At 64.6% G+C, this 19,826-nt stretch carries 16 protein-coding genes and 1 pseudogene; 12 read left to right on the top strand and 5 right to left on the bottom strand.

Annotated features, from left to right (window positions below; all coding sequences use genetic code 11):
* Window positions 1-97 precede the first annotated feature (97 nt).
* The 7 genes from SE91_RS30120 (at window position 98) to recQ (ending at window position 9,972) form a co-directional block, all read left to right on the top strand.
* On the top strand, window positions 98-1,279 hold the full coding sequence (locus SE91_RS30120; RefSeq protein WP_061850236.1) for an MFS transporter: 1,182 nt from the start codon (window positions 98-100) through the stop codon (window positions 1,277-1,279).
* Between the two features lie 120 nt (window positions 1,280-1,399).
* Window positions 1,400-2,962 (top strand): amidase family protein, encoded by a 1,563-nt coding sequence (locus SE91_RS30115; protein WP_061850235.1) that lies wholly within the window; start codon window positions 1,400-1,402, stop codon window positions 2,960-2,962.
* Between the two features lie 962 nt (window positions 2,963-3,924).
* Complete coding sequence (locus tag SE91_RS30105) at window positions 3,925-4,383, top strand: Clp protease/crotonase-like domain-containing protein (RefSeq protein ID WP_061850234.1); 459 nt, start codon at window positions 3,925-3,927, stop codon at window positions 4,381-4,383.
* Between the two features lie 214 nt (window positions 4,384-4,597).
* Window positions 4,598-5,899, top strand: a complete 1,302-nt coding sequence (locus SE91_RS30100) for an O-acetylhomoserine aminocarboxypropyltransferase/cysteine synthase family protein (RefSeq protein WP_061850233.1) — start codon at window positions 4,598-4,600, stop codon at window positions 5,897-5,899.
* Window positions 5,900-5,911: 12 nt separating this feature from the next.
* Entirely contained in the window at window positions 5,912-6,955 is a 1,044-nt protein-coding gene (metA, locus tag SE91_RS30095) for a homoserine O-succinyltransferase MetA (RefSeq protein WP_061850232.1), read from the top strand.
* A gap of 60 nt (window positions 6,956-7,015) precedes the next feature.
* The gene (locus SE91_RS30090) at window positions 7,016-7,759 is read left to right on the top strand and encodes a polysaccharide deacetylase family protein (RefSeq protein ID WP_061851408.1); all 744 of its coding nucleotides are present in this window, start codon (window positions 7,016-7,018) and stop codon (window positions 7,757-7,759) included.
* A 344-nt stretch (window positions 7,760-8,103) separates the two neighbouring features.
* Window positions 8,104-9,972 (top strand): DNA helicase RecQ, encoded by a 1,869-nt coding sequence (gene recQ / locus SE91_RS30085; protein ID WP_061850231.1) that lies wholly within the window; start codon window positions 8,104-8,106, stop codon window positions 9,970-9,972.
* Window positions 9,973-10,170: 198 nt separating this feature from the next.
* Here the strand turns inward: recQ and SE91_RS30080 are convergent, their stop codons facing one another.
* Complete coding sequence (locus tag SE91_RS30080) at window positions 10,171-11,187, bottom strand: 1-aminocyclopropane-1-carboxylate deaminase (protein WP_061850230.1); 1,017 nt, start codon at window positions 11,185-11,187, stop codon at window positions 10,171-10,173.
* 159 nt (window positions 11,188-11,346) lie between these two features.
* Between SE91_RS30080 and SE91_RS30075 the strand changes: the two genes are divergently transcribed.
* Together SE91_RS30075 and SE91_RS30070 are read left to right on the top strand one after the other, a co-directional pair.
* On the top strand, window positions 11,347-11,811 hold the full coding sequence (locus SE91_RS30075; RefSeq protein ID WP_061850229.1) for an Lrp/AsnC family transcriptional regulator: 465 nt from the start codon (window positions 11,347-11,349) through the stop codon (window positions 11,809-11,811).
* Window positions 11,812-11,893: 82 nt separating this feature from the next.
* Window positions 11,894-12,454, top strand: a complete 561-nt coding sequence (locus SE91_RS30070) for a carboxymuconolactone decarboxylase family protein (protein WP_060737454.1) — start codon at window positions 11,894-11,896, stop codon at window positions 12,452-12,454.
* 15 nt (window positions 12,455-12,469) lie between these two features.
* On the opposite strand, the gene SE91_RS30065 is transcribed toward SE91_RS30070, so the two are convergent.
* Together SE91_RS30065 and SE91_RS30060 are read right to left on the bottom strand one after the other, a co-directional pair.
* A complete protein-coding gene (locus SE91_RS30065; protein WP_061850228.1) occupies window positions 12,470-14,053 on the bottom strand; it encodes a sensor domain-containing diguanylate cyclase in 1,584 nt (527 codons plus the stop codon).
* Window positions 14,054-14,237: 184 nt separating this feature from the next.
* On the bottom strand, window positions 14,238-15,143 hold the full coding sequence (locus SE91_RS30060; protein WP_061850227.1) for a hypothetical protein: 906 nt from the start codon (window positions 15,141-15,143) through the stop codon (window positions 14,238-14,240).
* Window positions 15,144-15,323: 180 nt separating this feature from the next.
* Here SE91_RS30060 and SE91_RS30055 point away from each other — a divergent pair, with 180 nt between their 5' ends.
* Window positions 15,324-15,572 carry a hypothetical protein gene (locus SE91_RS30055; protein ID WP_008541978.1) on the top strand — a complete coding sequence of 83 codons (249 nt, stop codon included), beginning with the start codon at window positions 15,324-15,326 and terminating at the stop codon, window positions 15,570-15,572.
* Window positions 15,573-15,580: 8 nt separating this feature from the next.
* On the opposite strand, the gene SE91_RS30050 is transcribed toward SE91_RS30055, so the two are convergent.
* Window positions 15,581-16,516, bottom strand: coding sequence for an alpha/beta hydrolase (locus tag SE91_RS30050; protein WP_061851407.1), 936 nt, complete (start codon window positions 16,514-16,516; stop codon window positions 15,581-15,583).
* Between the two features lie 120 nt (window positions 16,517-16,636).
* Here SE91_RS30050 and SE91_RS38340 point away from each other — a divergent pair.
* Window positions 16,637-17,525 (top strand): annotated as a pseudogene (locus tag SE91_RS38340) (branched-chain amino acid aminotransferase).
* Window positions 17,526-17,705: 180 nt separating this feature from the next.
* Here SE91_RS38340 and phaR read toward each other — a convergent pair.
* Complete coding sequence (gene phaR, locus SE91_RS30040) at window positions 17,706-18,299, bottom strand: polyhydroxyalkanoate synthesis repressor PhaR (RefSeq protein WP_061850226.1); 594 nt, start codon at window positions 18,297-18,299, stop codon at window positions 17,706-17,708.
* 314 nt (window positions 18,300-18,613) lie between these two features.
* Here phaR and SE91_RS30035 point away from each other — a divergent pair, with 314 nt between their 5' ends.
* Entirely contained in the window at window positions 18,614-19,792 is a 1,179-nt protein-coding gene (locus SE91_RS30035; RefSeq protein ID WP_008541986.1) for an acetyl-CoA C-acetyltransferase, read from the top strand.
* Window positions 19,793-19,826: the final 34 nt, after the last annotated feature.

The following is a 19,826-nucleotide window of genomic DNA, read 5'->3' as shown; positions in this document are numbered from 1 at the left end:
TGAATTCACGTCACAAATGATTGGATTGCGGACATTCTAATGGTTTTGCGCGGAGACGGCTATGTGCGTGGCTCGTCTCAATCCATCGGAGCTACGCATGCCTCCCGCCGTTCTCGCGCTCACCGCCGGTGCCTTCGGCATCGGCACCACCGAATTCATCATCATGGGCCTCTTGCTCCAGGTCGCGGCCGACATGCACGTCTCGGTGCCGGTCGCGGGCCTGCTGATCTCCGGCTATGCGCTCGGCGTGTTCGTCGGCGCGCCCGTGCTGACGCTGGCCACGCGGCGGATGCCGCGGAAAACCGTGCTGCTGGCGCTGATGGCGATCTTCACATTGGGCAATGCCGCTTGCGCGCTGGCGCCAAATTATGAATTGCTGATGGCCGCGCGCGTGCTGACCTCGCTCGCCCACGGCACCTTCTTCGGCGTCGGCTCGGTGGTGGCCACCAGCCTCGTTGCCGAGGACAAGCGCGCCTCCGCGATTGCCACCATGTTCATCGGCCTCACGGTCGCAACGCTTCTGGGCGTGCCCTTCGGCGCCTGGTTCGGCCTGATGCTCGGCTGGCGCGCGGCGTTCTGGGCCGTGACCGTGATCGGCATGATCGCCTTCGCCGTGGTCGCAGCCCTCGTGCCCTCTCATGTCGGCAACGGCGACAAGCCGGTCTCGCTCGCCGAGGAAGTCGCGGTGCTCGGCCGCCCGCAGGTGCTGCTCGGCCTTGCCATGACCGTGTTCGGCTTTGCCGGCCTGTTCGTCGTCTTCACCTATATCCAGCCGATCCTGACGCGCTTCACCGGCTTTTCGGAAGGCGCGGTCTCGCCGATCCTGCTGGTGTTCGGCGCAGGTCTCGCGATCGGCAACGTCGCCGGCGGCAAGCTTGCCGACCGGGGCCTTGGCGGCGCGCTGATCGGAACGCTCGCCGCGCTCGCCATCGTGCTGCTTGGGCTTGCCGCTGTGCTGTCGGTCAAGATCGCCGCGATCGTGCTGATCCTGCTGCTGGGCATCGCGGCTTTTGCGACCGTCGCCCCGCTGCAGCTGCGCGTGTTGGAGGCGGCGGGCCCCAGTGGCCGCACGCTGGCGTCCAGCCTCAACATCGCCGCGTTCAATCTCGGCAATGCGCTCGGCGCCTGGGCCGGTGGCGTCACCATCGAGCGCGGGCTCGGCCTATCGGCGCTGCCCGTGGTCGCAGCCGGCATCACCGCCGTCGGGCTCGTGCTGGCGCTGTGGAGCCTGCGGCTCGACCGCGCGCAGGCGGCCGTTGCCGCCTGTCCTGCCGAATAGCGCAAGCGGCGCGATCGCGGACAATTCGCCGCGTCGCGCCATCGCGCCATGCAGAAAACGCACCTGTACACGCCCATTCGCCATCCGTAACCTCCGCGGCGCAATTTCAGGAGATGCGACGTGGCGAAGAAGACGGCTAAGAAGACCAAGAAGACTGCTTCGAAGAAACGGGCAAAGACCTCCAGCAAGAAAGCCGCACCAAAGGCCGTTGTTGCCAAGAAGGCAAAGACGCCCACGCGGCAGAGTCCGGCCGCAGCGCGCCGGCCCAAGGGGCCGGCCTGGCAATGGTCGGCGGTGGAGACCGCGGCCGCGATCCGCTCCGGCGCCATCTCCGCCGTCGAGACGGTGGAGGCGCATCTCGAACGGATGCGCACCGTCAATCCGAAGCTCAACGCTGTCGTCGTCGACCTTTCGGAGGAAGCGCTGAAGGCCGCGCATGCGGCCGACAGGCAGCGCGCGAAGGGCGGCGAGCTCGGCCTTCTGCACGGCGTGCCCATCACCATCAAGGAAAATGTCGATTACGAGGGACGGCCGAATTTCAACGGCGTTCCCGACAACAAGGATCTGATTGCACCGTCGGATTCCCCGGTCGTGCGCAATCTGAAGAAGGCCGGTGCGATCGTCATCGGCCTCACCAACACGCCGGAGTTCTCCTTCCGCGGCTTCACCGACAATCCGCTGCATGGGTTGACGCTGAACCCCTGGGATCCTGATATCACCTGCGGCGGCTCCTCGGGCGGCGCGGGCTCGGCGGTGGCGGCGGGCATCGGCACTATCGCCCATGGCAACGACATCGGAGGCTCGCTGCGCTGGCCGGCGCATTGCAACGGCGTTGCCACCATCAAGCCGACGCAGGGCCGCATCCCCGCCTTCAACGCCAGCGCCACGGCGGAGCGGCCGATGCTGGCGCATCTGATGTCGGCGCAGGGGCCGCTTGCCCGCCACGTCGCCGACGTCCGTCTTGCGTTGGAGGTGATGAGCCAGCGCGATCCGCGTGACCCCTGGTGGGTGCCGGCGCCGCTGACCGGCGCGAGGCCGAAGGGACCGATCAAGGTGGCGCTGGCCAAGATCCCCGACGACATGGACGTCGATCCCTCCGTCACCGCGGCGCTGCGCCAGGCCGCGGATCATCTGGAGCGGTCCGGCTATCGCGTCAGCGAGGTCGAGGTGCCTGATATCAATGGTGTCTGGCAGACCTGGTGCGACATCATCACCAATGAGACCGTGGTGATGCAGGAAGCGAATATGCTGAAGGTCACCTCCGAGGACTTTCACAAGGCCTGGGGCGGCATGAAAGGCAAGGCCAATGTGCTCGATCTCAAGGGCTGGATGCAGGCGGCTGCCGCGCGCAACGGCCATATCCGCGCCTGGCAATTGTTTTTCGAGGAATATCCGGTGGTGCTGGCGCCGACCACGGTGAAGCCGACGCCGGGCCCGCGCGAAGATACGATCAGTCCCGAGCGCGTGCGCGAGATCTTCTGGGGCGAGATCCGCTTCATCTCCGCCATCAACGTGCTGGGCCTGCCCGGCGCGGTGGTGCCTGTTACGCTGCATGACGGCAAGCCGATCGGCGTGCAGCTCATTGCAGGACGCTATCGCGAGGATCTCGCGCTCGACGCCGCCGCCGCGATCGAGAAGCGCTCCGGTGTGCTCGCACACCGTCTCTGGCAGACACTGGCCTAACCCGTTCCAGCGATCGATTCAGAGCTTCGCGCATTCTACGCGAAGCTCGTAGGGGCGGTCAGCATTTCGAGGGTGGATCACCGCCGCTGTCAGCCTCTCGATCTCATAAGGCAAGGAAGCTGCACCAAGTTCCATAATCGCGTTCGGCTCGCACCATCCGATGAGGAGGCCCTCAATCTTTCACTCCTTGATTTAAGTCAAATCCGATCCTGAGCAGGAGAAGAGGTTTCTGCCGGGTGCCGATCCGTGAGCGGCATCGCCTTATCATGAGCGCGGCACCCCAAGTAATGGAGGAACGCCATGCTTCGATGCCTTCTCGCTGCTTTGGCGGCGATGGTTCTGATCACTGTCTGTCTGATTCCCGATGACGCCTATGCTCGCCGTGGAGGTGGCGGCTTCCATGGTGGTGGTGGTATGCGCGCCGGAGGTTTCCATGGCGGCGGCGCCCGCGTCGCCCATGTCCGGGGCGGCGGATACCGGGTTGCGGGAGGCCGCTACGGCGTCGCCGGCCGTGGTTATGGCTATCGCCCGATAGCGGGGCGCCCTGTGGCCCGAGGGGTCTATCGCAATGCAGCCTATCGCGGCGCTTACAGGGGCGCAGCCTATGGTCTGGGTGCGGCAGCAGTAGGAGCCGCCGCGGCCGGCGCATATGGCTACTACGGCGGCTATAACAGCTGCACGTATGACACTTACGGCAATTACGTTTGCCCCGGACAATATCCGTACGGGTATCGATATTGAGGTTGGCGGGACGGTAGCGGCCAGCGCCGCTGCCGTCCGTCGGGGCTGCCGGAGTTCCTCGCTAAACCCCGCCGTGACCTGCGTTTCCAGATTCCCTCTGGCGACGCGCCGCACTGGTTCGTTGACCAAGGTCAAGATACCCAGGACCGAAAGCATCAAGGTGGCCCAGCATCAGCAGTAATCTTGCCGAGTTGCGGCATCACATCGATCGAGCGAGCAGCATGAGATTTTTGGCAGGGGTCGTTGCGGGATTGCTCTTACTCACTGGCACGGGAGCGAGCCATGCCGTGGTTCGCATTGCGAATGATCGAGGCGGGTCGATTGCCTACTACATCGAGAGATACGAGAAATTGCGCGCCGCGCGTCAGTCGGTCGTCATCGATGGCCTTTGCGCCTCCGCCTGCACGATCGTCCTGGGGACAATTGCATCGGACGACATCTGCGTCACCTCAAAGGCAAGACTTGCCTTTCATGCTGCGTGGGACTTCGGCAGGAATGGGCGCGCATTTACCCATCGGGCGGCGACCCGAATGCTGTATTCGATGTATCCCTCGCCAATTCAGCAATGGCTCGATCGTCGAGGAGGACTAACGTCTCGTACGGTTTTTCTTCAAGGCAAACAGCTGCATGGGATGTATCGGGAGTGCGATCTCGATCCATGGCCGTCTGCCAAGCGATGAGTGTCCAGACCGGCAAGTCGTACCGCGCAGCATTCGTTAATCCGCTTTAACCCGGATTTGGGCCAATTCGTCGACAAGCGTTAGGGTTACTTCCTCGATCTCTAGGCGAATTATTGTCCGCTTTACCACCCGCCTCTAACACCGGGACGGCGGACAACGCACATGCCTCATTCTAGGCCAATAAGTGCGGCCCGCTCCACGCGGAGGTGGCACGATGCGCAACGAGACGATCGCTATTCACGCCGGCTACGAACCCGAGGCGACCACGCACGCCGTTGCCGTGCCGATCTATCAGACCGCAGCCTACGCCTTCGACAGCGCCGATCATGGTGCGGCGCTCTTCAATCTGGAGGCCGAGGGCTTCCGTTACAGCCGCATCGCCAACCCGACCAGCGCGGTGCTCGAGAAGCGCATCGCCCAGCTCGAAGGCGGTGTCGGCGCGCTCGCGGTCGCGACCGGCCAGGCGGCGCTGCATTTCGCCTTCGTCAACGTCGCCGACCACGGCGGCAACATCGTGTCGGTGCCGCAGCTCTACGGCACCACGCACACGCTGCTCTCCCACATCCTGCCGCGGCAGGGCATCACCGGCCGCTTCGCCGAGAGCGACAAGCCCGAGGCGATCGAAAGACTGATCGACGAGAACACCCGCGCCGTGTTCGCCGAGACCATCGGCAATCCCGCCGGCAATGTCTGCGACATCGAGGCGCTGGCGAAGATCGCGCATGCGCATGGCGTGCCGCTGATCGTCGACAACACCGTCGCCACGCCGATCCTGCTCAAGCCGTTCGATTACGGCGCCGACATTGCCGTGCATTCGCTGACCAAGTTCCTGGGCGGTCACGGCACCACGCTCGGCGGCGCCATCGTCGATTCCGGAAATTTCCCCTGGGCCAGGCATGCCAACCGCTTCCCGGCCTACAACAAGCCCGACGCCTCCTATCACGGCCTCGTCTATGCCGAGCGCTTCGGCCGCACCGCCTATATCGAGCGCGCGCGCAGCGTCTATCAGCGCACCATGGGTTCGGTGCTGTCGCCATTCAACGCCTTCCTGCTGCTGCAGGGCATCGAGACCGTGGCGCTGCGCATGGAGCGCCATGTCGAGAACGCCCGCAAGGTCGCCGGATTTTTGCGCGATGATCCGCGCGTCGCCTGGGTCAACTACAGCGGCTTCCCCGATAGCCCCTATTATCCGCTGGTGCAGAAATATCTCGATGGCAACGCCTCCTCGCTGTTCACCTTCGGCATCAAGGGCGGCATGGAGGCTGGCAAGGCCTTCTACGACGCGCTGAAGCTGATCACGCGTCTCGTCAATATCGGCGATGCCAAGTCGCTCGCCTGCCATCCGGCCTCGACCACGCACCGGCAGATGTCGGCGGAGCAGCAGCGCACGGCCGGCGTGCTGCCGGAGACGATCCGTCTGTCGATCGGCATTGAACATGCCTCTGACATTATCGAGGACATCGACCAGGCGCTGGAAAAGGCCTGTCCGTCGTCGCGTCTCGAGGCCGCGGAGTAGGCGGCGGCGCCGATGACGATCCTGATCGACAGGGATCAAGTCATATCGAGCCCGGCACTGGTGCCGGCGGCAGGCGATCTCGCGCGCGACCATGGCGGCGCGGAGCTGACCATCGGGCTGATCAACAACATGCCGGATCCGGCGCTGAAGGCGACCGAGCGGCAGTTCATGAAGCTGCTTCAGGCGGCCGCGGGCGCGCGCCGCATCCGCTTCTACTGCTTCTCGCTGCCGTCGGTGAAGCGTTCGCCGGAAGTCAGATGGCACGTCGAGAGTGAGTATTCGGAACTGTCCGAGCTAAGACGCCACAGATTCGATGGGCTGATCGTCACCGGCGCCGAGCCGGTCGCGCCCGAGCTCGACCAGGAGCCGTATTGGCGGGATCTGACCGAACTGATCGACTGGGCCAAGGTCAACACCCGTTCGACGATCTGGTCGTGCCTCGCCGCGCATGCGGCGGTACTGCATCTCGACGGGATCGAACGGCGGCGGCTGCCGGCCAAATGCCACGGCATCTTCGATTGCGAAGCCGTGACGCACGATCCCCTGACGCGCAACGCGCCTGAGCCGCTCAAGGTCTCGCATTCGCGTCTGAACGAGATCGGCGAGAGCGATCTGGTTCGGGCCGGGTACCAGGTGCTGACCCGCTCGAAACAGGCCGGCGTCGATGTCTTCGTCCGCCAATATGCCAGCCGCTTCGTGTTCTTCCAGGGCCACCCGGAATACGACGCATTGTCGCTCCAGCGCGAATATCTGCGCGACATCGGCCGCTATCTCGCGCGAGAGCGCGAGACTTACCCGCACCTGCCCGTGAGTTATTTTGACGCAGCGACGGAAGAAAGGCTCGCCCGCTTCGAGAAGCAGGCAAGGCACCAGCGTCATCCGGCGCTCACCAATGAACTGCCCGCGTTGAATTTGCGCGCAGATATTGCCGCCGGCAGCGCCGCGGCGGCCTTATTTCGCAATTGGCTGCAATATCTCGGTGCGGATGCCGACGCATCGGTCGCTGCGCGCGAGCCGGCGGTTGTTGGTTCCGCGTTAGCATTACCCAAGCGTTAGGCTTGCCTCGTCCCGTGCACGAATGTTTCAGTGCAGACATACGGAATCAGGAAACGCATCGTGTTGTCGGCACTCCAGGGACGCGTGAGCAATCGGCTGGCCCGGCACTTTCGTGCCGCGCCGCACCGCATGCCCGCGCGCGCGCCGATGGTGAGCTTCACCTTCGACGATGCGCCCGACAGCGCCGCGAGCGAGGGCGCCGAGCTGCTGGAGAAGCATGGCGGCCGCGGTACCTTCTATCTCTCCGGCAGCCTGATCGATCGACCGTCGGACCATTGGCACGGCCTGTCGAATGACGCGATCGTGCGGCTTCACCGGTCCGGTCACGAAATCGCCTGCCACACGTTCTCGCACCACTGCGCAGTCGATCTCGACGAGGCCGCGATGGCCCGTGAGATCGCGCGGAACCAAAACTATTTCCGCAGCATCGATTCGTCGATCGCGCTGGAGAATTTCGCTTATCCGTATGGCCTCGCCTCGGTGTGGCGTAAGCCGCAGCTCGCAAGAGCCTATCGCTCGGCGCGCGGTATCCTGCCCGGCGTCAATCGCGACGTCATCGACCTCCAGTTCCTGCGCGCCTCGCCTTTGATCGATTGCGAGATCGATGCCGTTGGCATCGATCGCTATTTCGACGATGCGGTCGAGAGCGGCGGATGGCTGATCTTCTACGGCCACGACGTCGCCGACAAGCCGAGCCCCTATGGCTGCACGCCGCGTTTGATGCGCCATGCGCTTGAGGCGGCCGAGCAGCGCGGCATGCCGATCGTCACGGTCGCAGACGCGCTGCGAAGGATCGGGGCGTAGAGGTTTCACCTCTCCCCGCTTGCGGCAGGGGAAGCGCATATGCTTTCCGGCGACGACGGAGCAAGCGCCTCGTCCTTCGAGACGACCGCTTCGCGGTCTCCTCAGGATGAGGCTCGACTGCACCAGTGTACTTTGAAGCTGCCGCTGCACACTCCGCCCTCATCCTGAGGGCCCGCCAACGGCTGGCGTCTCGAAGGATGTGCTGCGGGGAGGCTGCTTCATACCCAATGGCCTTCTCGCAAGGGGGAGGGGAAGAGCCGCGCCTGCTCCGCAAACGGTCTTGCCACGCCGACGCCGCCATGCGACTGGCCTTGTGACGAATCCCACGGCCTGTTCCCAACCTCATGTCCTCTCCCTCCACCGCTCCACTGCCAGCGCCGGCCAATGGCCGCGATGCGCTGTCGGTGCTGCATTCGGTGTTCGGCCTGCCCGGGTTCCGCGGCGCGCAGGGTGAGATCGTCAGGCACGTGACGGATGGCGGCAATTGCCTGGTGCTGATGCCGACCGGCGGCGGCAAGTCCATGTGCTATCAGCTGCCCTCATTGCTGCGCGAAGGCTGCGGCATCGTGGTCTCGCCATTGATCGCGCTGATGCGCGACCAGGTCGCGGGCCTGCTCGAAGCCGGCGTCAACGCCGCTGCGCTGAACTCGTCGCTGTCTCCGCAGGAAGCCTCAGAGGTGGAGCGCCGCCTGATCGCGGGCGATCTCGATTTGCTCTACGTCGCGCCCGAACGGCTGGTGACGCCGCGCTGCCTGTCGATGCTGGCGCGGGCGAAAGTGGCGCTGTTCGCGATCGACGAGGCGCATTGCGTCTCGCAATGGGGCCATGATTTCCGGCCCGAATATGTCGGCCTCTCCATCATTGCCGAGCGCTTTCCCGAGGTGCCGCGCATCGCGCTGACCGCGACCGCCGACGAGCTGACGCGCAAGGAGATCGTCGAGCGGCTGCAGCTGACCGGCGCGCCGCAATTCGTCTCCAGCTTCGACCGGCCCAACATCCGCTACGAGATCGTCGACAAGCGCAATGCGGTGTCGCAGCTGAAGGAGTTCATCCGCGAGCGCCACATGGGCGATGCCGGCGTGGTCTATTGCCTCTCGCGCAACCGCGTCGAGGAGGTCGCCGCCGCGCTTCAGGACGCCGGCATCGCGGCGCTCCCCTATCACGCCGGCCTCGACAGCAGCGTGCGCTCGCGCAACCAGGACCGCTTCCTCAACGAGGACGGCATCGTCATCGTCGCGACCATCGCCTTCGGCATGGGCATCGACAAGCCCGACGTGCGCTTCGTCGCCCATCTCGATCTGCCCAAGAGCATCGAGGCTTACTACCAGGAGACGGGACGCGCCGGCCGCGACGGCAAGCCGTCTGCGGCGTGGATGGCCTATGGTCTTTCCGACATCGTGCAGCAGCGCCGCATGATCGACGAATCGACGGCCTCCGAAGATTTCAAGCGGGCCTCGATCGGCAAGCTCGATGCGCTGGTCGGCCTCGCCGAAACGGCGCACTGCCGGCGCCGGCGGCTGCTCGCCTATTTCGGCGAGATCGTGATGGGCGAGAGCTGCGGCAATTGCGACAATTGCCTGACGCCGCCCAAGATGCGCGACGGCAAGGTGCTGGCGCAGAAGCTGCTCTCCTGCGTCTATCGCACCGGGCAACGTTTCGGCGCGATGCATCTGATCGACGTGCTGGTCGGGCGCCTGACCGAGAAGGTGACGCAGTTCGGCCACGACAAGCTGTCGGTGTTCGGTATCGGCCGCGAGCTCAACGAAAAGCAATGGCGCACCGTGCTGCGGCAGCTCGTGGCGATGGGCCATCTGCAGAGCGACAGCGAAGCCTTCGGCGCGCTGAAGCTGACGGATTCCTCGCGCGGCGTGCTGCGCGGCGAAACCGAGGTGTGGCTGCGCGAGGAGGCGCCCGGCACCCGCCTCCGCTCGAGCCGGGCCAAATCGCGCCGCGGCGACCTCGCTCCGGCGGCGAGCGCGACGCCGCAAGGCGATGTCGATCCTGAGCTGCGCGCGCGGCTGCGGTCCTGGCGTTCAGACATCGCCCGCGAACGCGGCGTGCCCGCCTATGTCGTGCTGCACGATGCCACCATCGACGGCATCGTCCGGGCCTGGCCGACGACCCTCGACGAGCTCCGCAACGTCCCCGGCATCGGCGACAAGAAGCTCGAGCATTACGGGGACGAGCTGCTGCAGATCGTCAGGACGCGGTAAGGAGCCAAAGACTCCGCCGTCATCCCGGACAAGCGCGCTCCAAGCGCGCCGATCCGGGATCCATAACCACAGGCCGATGCGGTTATGGAAGCTGGCAACCACGAGTCTTCGCCCAACGATTGCTGCGGCGTATGGGTCCCGAGTCTGCGCTTACGCTTGCCCGGGACGACAGTGGAGAGGAGGCGAGCATCGAGCTTCTCACCCGTTTCTGAACGCGTACGCATACCCGTTCAGCGCGGGTGCGCCGCCGAGATGGGCGTAGAGAATCTTCGCGCCCTTCTCGAAATAGCCCTTCTTCGCAAGGTCGATCAGACCCTGCATCGACTTGCCCTCGTAGACGGGGTCGGTGATCATGCCTTCGAGGCGCGCGGTGAGGCGGATCGCCTCCTTGGTCTCTTCCGAGGGCACGCCATAGGCGGGATAGGCGTAGTCTTCGACCAGCACGACGTCGTCGGCAACGAGATCCTTGCCGAGCTCGACGAGCTTAGCGGTATTCTGCGCGATCTGGAGCACCTGTGCCTTGGTCTGATCAGGCGTGAAGGATGCATCGATGCCGATCACTTTTCGCGCGCGGCCGTCGGCGGCGAAGCCGACCAGCATGCCGGCATGGGTCGAGCCGGTGACGGTACAGACCACGATGTAGTCGAACTTGAAGCCGAGCTCCGCTTCCTGCTTGCGCACCTCCTCGGCGAAGCCGACATAGCCGAGGCCGCCGAATTTGTGCACGGAGGCGCCGGCGGGAATCGCGTAAGGCTTGCCGCCGGCCGCCTTCACCTCCTCGATCGCCTGCTCCCAGCTCTTGCGGATGCCGATGTCGAAGCCATCGTCGACCAGGCGCACGTCGGCGCCCATGATGCGCGAGAGCATGATGTTGCCGACGCGGTCATAGACGGCGTCCTCGTGCGGCACCCAGGCTTCCTGCACCAGGCGGCATTTCATGCCGAGCTTGGCAGCGACCGCCGCAATCATGCGGGTGTGGTTGGACTGCACGCCGCCGATCGACACCAGCGTGTCGGCGTTGGAGGCGATCGCATCGGGGATGATGTATTCGAGCTTGCGCAGCTTGTTGCCGCCATAGGCGAGGCCGGAATTGCAGTCCTCGCGCTTGGCATAGACCTCGACCTGGCCGCCGAGATGTTTTGACAACCGCTCCAGCTTCTCGATCGGCGTCGGGCCGAAGGTGAGCGGATAGCGCGGAAATTTGTCCAGCTTCATGGGTCATCCCGATTGGCGTTGATGTCGGGGAGCGAGCTAGCATCGGAGAAGGAAAATGTGCTCTCGAATGTTGCGCCTATGTTGCGCGAAAACTTGCGCATCTTGGGGCAGTTGGTAGACTTTCTTCCGATATATTCGGCTATCTTGAAAGCTTCTTCCATGGCCGCTCGGCTCGATCGCATCGACCTCAAGATATTGAGATTGCTTCAAAATAACGGTCGGCTCAGCAACGCGGAGCTCGCCGTATCGGTCGCGATCAGCCCCGCCACCTGCCATCGCCGCACCCAGCGCCTGTTCGAGGATGGCTTTATCCCCGCTGTGCGCGCCATGGTCGCCCCGAAGAAGGTGGCAAAGGGCACGCTGGTCATGGTCGGCGTCGTGCTCGACCGCTCCACGCCGGAGAGCTTCGCCACCTTCGAGCAGGCCATCGCCAAGCTGAAATTCGTGCTCGACTGCCATCTCGTCGCCGGCGATTTCGACTATTTCCTGAAAATCCGCGTCGGCGACATGGAGGATTTCAACCGCATCCACGGCGAGCAGCTGATCGCGCTGCCCGGCGTGCGCCAGACCCGCACCTTCTTCGTGATGAAGGAAGTCGTCGACAACGCGCCGCTGGAATTCTGAGCAGGCCGTCACAGCAACTTCACTTGCTCCGCGCGCGCATGCAGGCGAGCCTCATCTCTTTCTCAACGAGGAGATGTTCACCGTGCGCCTTCCCATTCTCGATCCGAAAGAGCTCACCGACGAACAGAAGCCGCTCTATGACGACATGCGAGCCGGCATGCAGGACCATTTCAAGGGTTTTGTGAACATGCGCGATGATGGCGCGCTGCTCGGGCCCTGGAATCCCTGGCTCCGCGAGCCGCGCTTCGGCAAGCCGGTGTGGGAGCTGGTCAAGGCCATCGCGTCGAACCCGCTGCTGCCGGCGCCGGTGCGCGAGGTCGCGATCCTCGTCACCGGCTCGCATTTTCGTTCCGGCTACGAGCTCTATGCCCATGTGCTGGTGGCCGAGCAGCGCGGCCTCTCCGACGAGAAGCTCGCGACCATCGTTGCCGGCCAGCGGCCGGTAGATCTCACCAAACAGGAAGCGGTCGCTTACGACATGGCCTCCGCGCTGGTGAGCGGCGGCGTGCTGCCGGAGCTGACTTATCGGGCGGCCGTGAAGGAGTTCGGCGAGCATGGCGCGGCCGAGCTGTCCTATCTCGTCGGCGTCTATTGCATGGTCTCGGTCACGCTCAATACGTTCGACGTGCCGGTGCCAGACTAAGCCAGCCGCCTTCGCTCACTCCGCCGCCTTGCTTGCAGGCGGCGGGGGTACGAAGGCGATGCAGCGATTGCGGCCTTCGGCCTTGGCCTGGTAGAGCGCCTGATCGGCCGCGCCCATCAGCGCGTCGATGCCGGACATGCTGACGGTGGCCTCCGCAATTCCGACGCTCACAGTGACGCCGAACTGAATTGTGTCGGCGACGATCTGCGCGCTCAGCACACGCTTGCGGATGCGATCGGCCACGATCCTCGCGCGGAACAGGCTGGTCTCGGGCAGGAGCACGGCGAACTCCTCGCCACCGAGCCGTCCGACGAGGTCCGACTTGCGCTTGCCGTCGAGGCAGGCGGCGGCGACCGCCTTGATCGCGGCGTCGCCCACGGCATGGCCATAGCGATCGTTGACCGACTTGAAATGGTCGATGTCGATCATCAGCACCGACACCGAACGATAGTAACGCTGAAACCGGCTCCATTCGGCCCCGAGGCTCTCGAGGAAATGGCGGCGGTTGTAGAGCCCGGTGAGCGGATCGGTGGTGGCGAGCGTCTCCAGCATCGCGGCTTTTTGCGTCAGGTCGGTGATGTCGACATAGGTCAGCATGCGGCCGCCATTCGACATCGTCGTGCAATGAGCCCGGATGCGCCGTCCGTCCGGGGTCTGGAGGTCGCGGACGTGATCGCCGGCCTTGACTTCCGCGACGCGCCGCGCCGGAAACTTTGCCAGCTGGTCAGGTGGAAGATTGGGTGCGCTGGCGCGATGGGCGCGGCTCACCAGCGATGCATAAGTCGGATGGGAGGCGGCTTCCTGCTCGCTCACGTTCCAGAAGCGTCGCATCCGCCGGTTCATGAAACTGGCGTTGAGATCGTGGTCGAGCAACAGCACGCCGTCTTCGACATTCTCAAGGGCGTCGCGCAGCATTTTCAGCTGGTCGGAATAACGCACGATGTCCGTCACCGGTGTGTAGGTCAGCATCCGCCCGCCGTCAGGTAGCGGCGTGCATTGCATGCGCACGACGTCGCCACTGGTGCGGCGCAGATCGCGCGGAGACGCATCACCCGCCTGCACGTAGCGAATACGTTCGGCAACATAGGTCTCCAGCTCATCCGGCGGAATCTCGTAGGCCAGCGTATCGCGGCCATGATGCATCAGGGTCACGAACGACGGATTGCTGTTGGCGACTTCGTCAGGCAACAGCCACATCTGCCGAAACGCACGGTTGATCAGTTGCGCACGGAGACCGGCGTCCAGCAGGACGATGCCGAGCGGAACGAAATCCAGTGCTGCACGAAGCGCGAGCATCTGCCCGCGCATCAGCGAATCGGCGCTTCGCCCCTCCTCGTTCCTGGTTTCGGCCCCGACCTGATCTACCGCCCCAATCGCAACCCCGACTTGTCGTTCCGATCGCCAGATCACGCGGCAGGTCAGGATCTCGCGCCCCGCTAGCCTCAGCTGGAATCGCTCGGGCACGCCGAGGCCGCTTTCCATCTCGAGCGTCGCGGCCTCCTCGGTCAGCCTGCGCACGACGCAATCGATCGACGACTGGCCGAAGTTGAAGAAGATCTTCCCAGCAAGGAACGTCCGTTCCGAAACCAGGCGGGACATTCGCAGCCTCCAGCGAATACGATGCGAAAAGTTGCGGTAGTGTCGCGCAAGGTTCCTTGCATCGGTGTAACGCAATCGACGTTTTGGAATGAGGATTAACGATCGGTTGACAGGCGCTGCGGAATGCCATCCCGGTCGGTCAAGAACCGCTGCCGCGCCCAACTGAAATCTGCTGTATGCCCAGTCAGTTGCGAACGGCGTAAAGCGGCGTGCGCAAGGTCACCTGGTACGAGGGCTTCGGCATCCAGCCTATCAGAGCAGTGATGCCGAACAGGCGGTTGTCGTTGTCGTCCATGCGGTCGAGGTCAAGCCGCAGGATCGGCTGGGTGAAGGGCTCCGCCAGCGTCCGGCCCGCGAGCTGCGCGCCGCCAAAGGACTGCACGCCGAAGCGCCCCGTGAACTTCCAATTGCTGGGCCATTGGTAATAGCCTCCGGCGTAGAGCACCGTGTTCGGCCGAATGCTGGCGAACGGGCTGGCGATGGTGGCGGTGGTGTATTGCACACCCGCCAGCCAACCTCGCGTCTCGTCCTCATCGAGCGCGTAGTCGAATTCCAAGATGTTGTTGAAGGAATTTGTCATGCCCGGCTGGTTCGGCACGGACTGCGTCAGCGTCGACTGCAAGGTGATGGTCGGGATCCTACCGCCGTTCTGCTGATGGAGATCGGCCTGCACGCCGATGTTCCAGCTGGTGATATCGAACGTGGACCACCCGCCCCCGATGTCCGCCGTCGATCCCGACACACCGCCATAGAGCGAGACGCGATCGCTGACGTCGACGGTCATGGGTAAGTCGACGGCGATGGCTTTCGCCGCCGGCAACCCGGTCGGGAGCGTCGCACCGCGTCGTACGGCCAAGGCCTGGAAGGCCGCCGACAGCGAGGTGTTGCCGAAACCGAGTCCCAGCGTGCCGGCCGGGATCGTCGCATAGGTCGTACGCAGGTCGAGATAGATGTTGGGGACCGCAGGGGCTGTGGGCGCGTCCTCCTCATCGTCCGCAGCGAAGGCGACGCCAGCCGAAATCGTCAGGCCGAGCAATCCCGTCGCGACAGCGCGGAAAGCCCGGCGACAGGATTGGCTAGGATGAGACACGTGACGATCCGACGCTTGGCGCTTTGATGGCGAAACCTTTGCTAGATGGAACGTGATCGCTCGCGTGGTCAAGCGCTATCGGCAAGCGATGGACGGCGTGGACGTGTGCGGCTACCCTGCCGTGATCGCACCGACACACGCGCCGGCGGAGTGCAGCCGGACAATGGAAGGACGACAGCCATGCATACCTCACGCCGCATTCTGCTCACCGGACTTGCGGGGCTCGCTGTCGCTCCCACCGCCGTCGCCGCCGCGGTACCCTCGGCCGAGCCAGCCGACGTGACGGTGGCGGAAGAACGCTTTGCGCGCACGATCGCGGCAGCCCATGCGCCCGACGTCAACTGCGCTCGGCAGGCGGAGCGCTATGCGGATGCGCATTGGCTGGAATATGTCGGGGCGGCGCGTGCCGTGCTCGGCGCGCGGGTGTGAGTTAACCGCTATCTCTCCACCGCCCGCCGGACCTGCTCGCCGATCTGCGAGAGCACGAGCTGCGCCTGCGGCAGGATCGCACCCATGGCGTGGAAATTGTGGACCATGCCGTCATGGCAGACGTGCTCGACGGCAACGCCGGCGGCCAGCAGCTTGCGCGCATACGCATTGCCCTCGTCGCGCATCGGGTCGAATTCGGCGGTGTGGATGATTGCTGTGGGCAGGCCTGCGAGCCGGCTCGCGCGCAGGGGCGAGATGCGGGGGTCCGTGGCATCCACGCCCGCGGGCAGATAATCGGCGAGATCGGCTTCGATCGTGGCGCGATCGATCAGATGGCCCTCGGCGAATTCCTCGCGCGAGGGCGAGGTCTCCTCGAAATCCAGCACCGGGCAGATCAGGCATTGCGCGACGATGGAGAGGCCTGCGTTCTGGATCGCCTCCTGGCACACGATCGCAGCCAGCGTGGCGCCGGCGGAATCGCCGCCGACCACGAGACGTTCCGCATCGATGCCGAGCGATACGGCCTGCCGCGCCACCCATTCGGTCGCAGCGGTCGCGTCGTCGACCGCGGCCGGAAATTTGTGCTCGGGCGCGAGGCGGTAATCGATCGAGACGAGACGGCAGCCGGTCGCATGCGCCAGCGCGGCAGCGATGCGGTCGTGCGTCGCGATGCTGCCGGCCACGAGGCCGCCGCCATGGAAGAACACGAAGCCGGGCGTGCGCTCGCCGGCCGACGCGGGCGAGTAGAGGCGATAGGGCAGCTCGCCGCCGGGGCCGGGCAGCCTGCCGTCGGACGCAATCACATCCGGCGCGTCAGCGCGTGCGAACTGCATCAGCTTCGCGAGCGACTGCCGGCGCGCTTCCACGCTCGGCCGGCTCCGCGTTTGCGGCCCGGCCGCCGCCATCATGGTCAACAAACGCTTCGCGAGCGGATCGAGCGGCATCGATATGTCCTTCTCCCCTAGCTGGACAGGGTATCTCACCGCTTCGATGCAGGAAATCATTTAGGAGTTCCGACCAATAGTGGCGGGCACAAATACGGCATCGCGCCAGGGGAGTTCGTCATGGCCGAGATCAAGAAGCCGGTCGAATATTCGCCGAGCTGGACCTTCTTCGAGGGCAAATGGCATGACGGCAATGTGCCGATCATGGGCCCACGGACGCATGCGGCCTGGCTCGGCTCGGTCGTGTTCGACGGTGCGCGTGCGTTCGAGGGCGTGGCGCCCGATCTCGATCGCCACGTCGCCCGCGCCAATCAATCTGCGCTCAGTTTCGGCCTGAAGCCGGTGGTCGACACCGACAAATGGCTCACGCTGGCGCGCGAGGGCATCGCGCGCTTTGCACCCCATGCCGAGCTCTATGTCCGTCCGATGTATTGGGCGCAGAACGGCTCGGGTGGCGGCATGCTGTTCGACCCCGAAACCACCAATTGGTGCCTGTGCATCTACGAGGCGCCGATGCCGAAGCCCGTCGGCAACGCCATCACGCTGTCGCCGTTTCGCAGGCCGACCGCGGAATGCGCGCCGGTCGAGGCCAAGGCGGCCTGCCTCTATCCGAACAATTCGCGCGCGCTGGCGGAGGGCCGCCTCGCGCGGCTTCCAGAACGCGCTGATGCTGGACATGCTGGGCAATGTCACAGAGTTCGGCAATTCCAACGTGTTTATGGCCAAGGACGGCGTGGTCTATACGCCGGTGCCGAACGGCACCTTCCTCAATGGCATCACGCGCCAGCGCGTCATCAGCCTGCTGCGTGGCGACGGCGTCACCGTGATCGAGAAGACGCTGCGCTATGCCGATTTTCTCGGTGCCGACGAGATCTTCTCCACCGGCAATTTCGCCAAGGTCGCGCCCGTCATCCGCATCGACGAGCGTGAGCTGAAGCCAGGGCCGTTCTACGCCAAGGCGCGCAAACTCTATTGGGATTTTGCGCACGCGGTGAAGCTGGCGGCGTAGCTCACAGTTTTCGCGAACTCGTCATTGCGAGTAGCGCTTGCGACGAAGCAATCCAGACTGCCTCCGCGGAGACCTTCTGGATTGCTTCGCTTCGCTCGCAATGACGAGTTCCAGGAGAGAGTCGGGTAAAACTGCCAACGCGCGCCCGCGGATGCGGACGCGCTGGTGCGAACGAGAAGCCTACTCGTCCTTCTTCGACATCCGTTCGAGACGTTCCTGCATTTCCTTCATCTGCTGGCGCAGGTCGTCGATGTTGCTATCCTTGGGCGCCTCGGCATTCGCATCGGGCTCCGGCTCCGGGCTGGCTGCCGGGCGGCCCGTCGGCGCGAAGGGCTTGAACATCGAGAAAGTCTGCTGGAACAGCTCCATGTTGCGCCGGACCTGCTCTTCCAGCGGCGCGAAGGGCGTGCCGGAAAGGGTGTTGGCGATCTGCTTGCGGAACTTCTCCTGCTCCTGGGTCAGGGTCGCGATCGACTGTTCCAGATATTTCGGCACCACCATCTGCATGCTGTCGCCATAGAAGCGGATCAGCTGGCGCAGGAAGGTGGTCGGTAGCAGGTTCTGACCCGCTTTGTTCTCCTGCTCGAAGATGATCTGGGCGAGCACGGAGCGGGTGATGTCGTCACCGGTCTTGGCGTCGTAGACCAGGAAATCCTCCCCGTCCTTGACCATGGCGGCGAGGTCCTCGAGCGTCACATAGGTGCTCGTTCCGGTGTTATAGAGCCGGCGGTTCGCGTATTTCTTGATCGTGGTGGGTTGGTCTGATTTCGCCATGGGCTCTCACTTGCAAGCGCGGAGAACGGGAACCCGGCGGGCCATGCCGCAGGGCGGGAAGAGTACGCAACGCAACAAAATAAGCATTTTCAAAGGGGTCACGCTACCGTTTTGTGCGGCACGGTTAATCGCAGAGCAAAATCCTGCTTGCGAAAGCGACAAGAACGCTATTTTGAATGCGCTGCGGCATGAATTCGGTCGCCGGCCGATTGACATGCCTCAACGACGTTAACAGGATGACTGACGAGACTGACGGGCCATTTCAAAGCGCCCGTCCGCCCCTTCTTCAGAACCTCAAGCCCCAGGAGATGCCCATGTCAGACGATGTCGTCATCGTCAGCGCCGCCCGCACCCCGGTCGGAAGCTTCAACGGAGCGTTCGCGACCCTTCCCGCCCATGATCTCGGCGCCGTCGCCATCAAGGCCGCGCTGGAGCGTGGTGGCATCGAGCCCGGCCGGGTCTCCGAAGTCATCATGGGTCAGATTCTGACCGCGGCCCAGGGACAGAACCCCGCCCGCCAGGCCTCGATCCTCGCCGGCATTCCGGTGGAGAGCCCGGCCTGGGGCGTCAACCAGCTCTGCGGCTCGGGCCTGCGCACGGTCGCGCTCGGTTACCAGGCGCTGCTCAACGGCGATTCCGAAATCGTCGTCGCCGGCGGACAAGAGTCCATGAGCATGGCCCCGCACGCCCAGCATCTGCGCGGCGGCGTCAAGATGGGCGGCCTCGAACTGGTCGACACCATGATCAAGGACGGCCTGTGGGACGCCTTCAACGGCTACCACATGGGGAACACCGCTGAGAACGTCGCGCGCCAGTGGCAGATCACCCGCGCCCAGCAGGACGAGTTCGCGGTCGCCTCGCAGCAGAAGGCCGAAGCCGCGCAGAAGGCCGGCAAGTTCAACGACGAGATCGTCCCCGTCACCATCAAGACCCGCAAGGGCGACGTCGTCGTCAGCGCCGACGAATATCCGCGTCATGGCGCCACCCTCGACGCGATGGCCAAGCTCAAGCCCGCCTTCGAGAAGGAAGGCACTGTCACCGCGGGCTCCGCGTCCGGCATCAATGACGGTGCCGCCGCCGTGGTGCTCATGACCGCGAAGCAGGCCGCCAAGGAAGGCAAGAAGCCGCTGGCGCGCATCGTGTCCTGGGCGCAGGCCGGCGTCGATCCGAAGATCATGGGCTCGGGCCCGATCCCGGCTTCGCGCGCCGCGCTGAAGAAGGCCGGCTGGAACGTCGGCGATCTCGACCTGATCGAGGCCAACGAAGCCTTCGCGGCGCAGGCCTGCGCCGTCAACAAGGACCTCGGCTGGGACACCTCCAAGGTCAACGTCAATGGCGGTGCGATCGCGATCGGTCATCCCGTCGGCGCGTCCGGCGCGCGCGTGCTGGTGACGCTGCTGCACGAGATGCAGAAGCGCGATTCGAAGAAGGGCCTTGCCACGCTGTGCATCGGTGGCGGCATGGGTATCGCGATGTGTCTGGCGCGCGACTGAGTTTGCGCGTAGCTGACGGGTGCGCTGCACACGT

The organism is Bradyrhizobium sp. DOA1, assembly GCF_001593325.1.
Classification (GTDB): Bacteria; Pseudomonadota; Alphaproteobacteria; order Rhizobiales; family Xanthobacteraceae; genus Bradyrhizobium.
Note: the sequence above shows the minus strand (reverse complement) of the source record. Positions and strands in the feature narration are given on the sequence as shown.

What these genes read in the sequence shown, in the direction of transcription:
- SE91_RS30120 (WP_061850236.1), top strand. Translation starts at nt 98, where the DNA reads ATGCCTCCCGCCGTTCTCGCGCTCACCGCCGGTGCCTTCGGCATCGGC.
- SE91_RS30105 (WP_061850234.1), top strand. Translation starts at nt 3,925, where the DNA reads ATGAGATTTTTGGCAGGGGTCGTTGCGGGATTGCTCTTACTCACTGGC.
- SE91_RS30100 (WP_061850233.1), top strand. Translation starts at nt 4,598, where the DNA reads ATGCGCAACGAGACGATCGCTATTCACGCCGGCTACGAACCCGAGGCG.
- metA (WP_061850232.1), top strand. Translation starts at nt 5,912, where the DNA reads ATGACGATCCTGATCGACAGGGATCAAGTCATATCGAGCCCGGCACTG.
- recQ (WP_061850231.1), top strand. Translation starts at nt 8,104, where the DNA reads ATGTCCTCTCCCTCCACCGCTCCACTGCCAGCGCCGGCCAATGGCCGC.
- SE91_RS30080 (WP_061850230.1), bottom strand. Translation starts at nt 11,187, where the DNA reads ATGAAGCTGGACAAATTTCCGCGCTATCCGCTCACCTTCGGCCCGACG.
- SE91_RS30075 (WP_061850229.1), top strand. Translation starts at nt 11,347, where the DNA reads ATGGCCGCTCGGCTCGATCGCATCGACCTCAAGATATTGAGATTGCTT.
- SE91_RS30065 (WP_061850228.1), bottom strand. Translation starts at nt 14,053, where the DNA reads ATGTCCCGCCTGGTTTCGGAACGGACGTTCCTTGCTGGGAAGATCTTC.
- SE91_RS30055 (WP_008541978.1), top strand. Translation starts at nt 15,324, where the DNA reads ATGCATACCTCACGCCGCATTCTGCTCACCGGACTTGCGGGGCTCGCT.
- SE91_RS30050 (WP_061851407.1), bottom strand. Translation starts at nt 16,516, where the DNA reads ATGCCGCTCGATCCGCTCGCGAAGCGTTTGTTGACCATGATGGCGGCG.
- phaR (WP_061850226.1), bottom strand. Translation starts at nt 18,299, where the DNA reads ATGGCGAAATCAGACCAACCCACCACGATCAAGAAATACGCGAACCGC.
- SE91_RS30035 (WP_008541986.1), top strand. Translation starts at nt 18,614, where the DNA reads ATGTCAGACGATGTCGTCATCGTCAGCGCCGCCCGCACCCCGGTCGGA.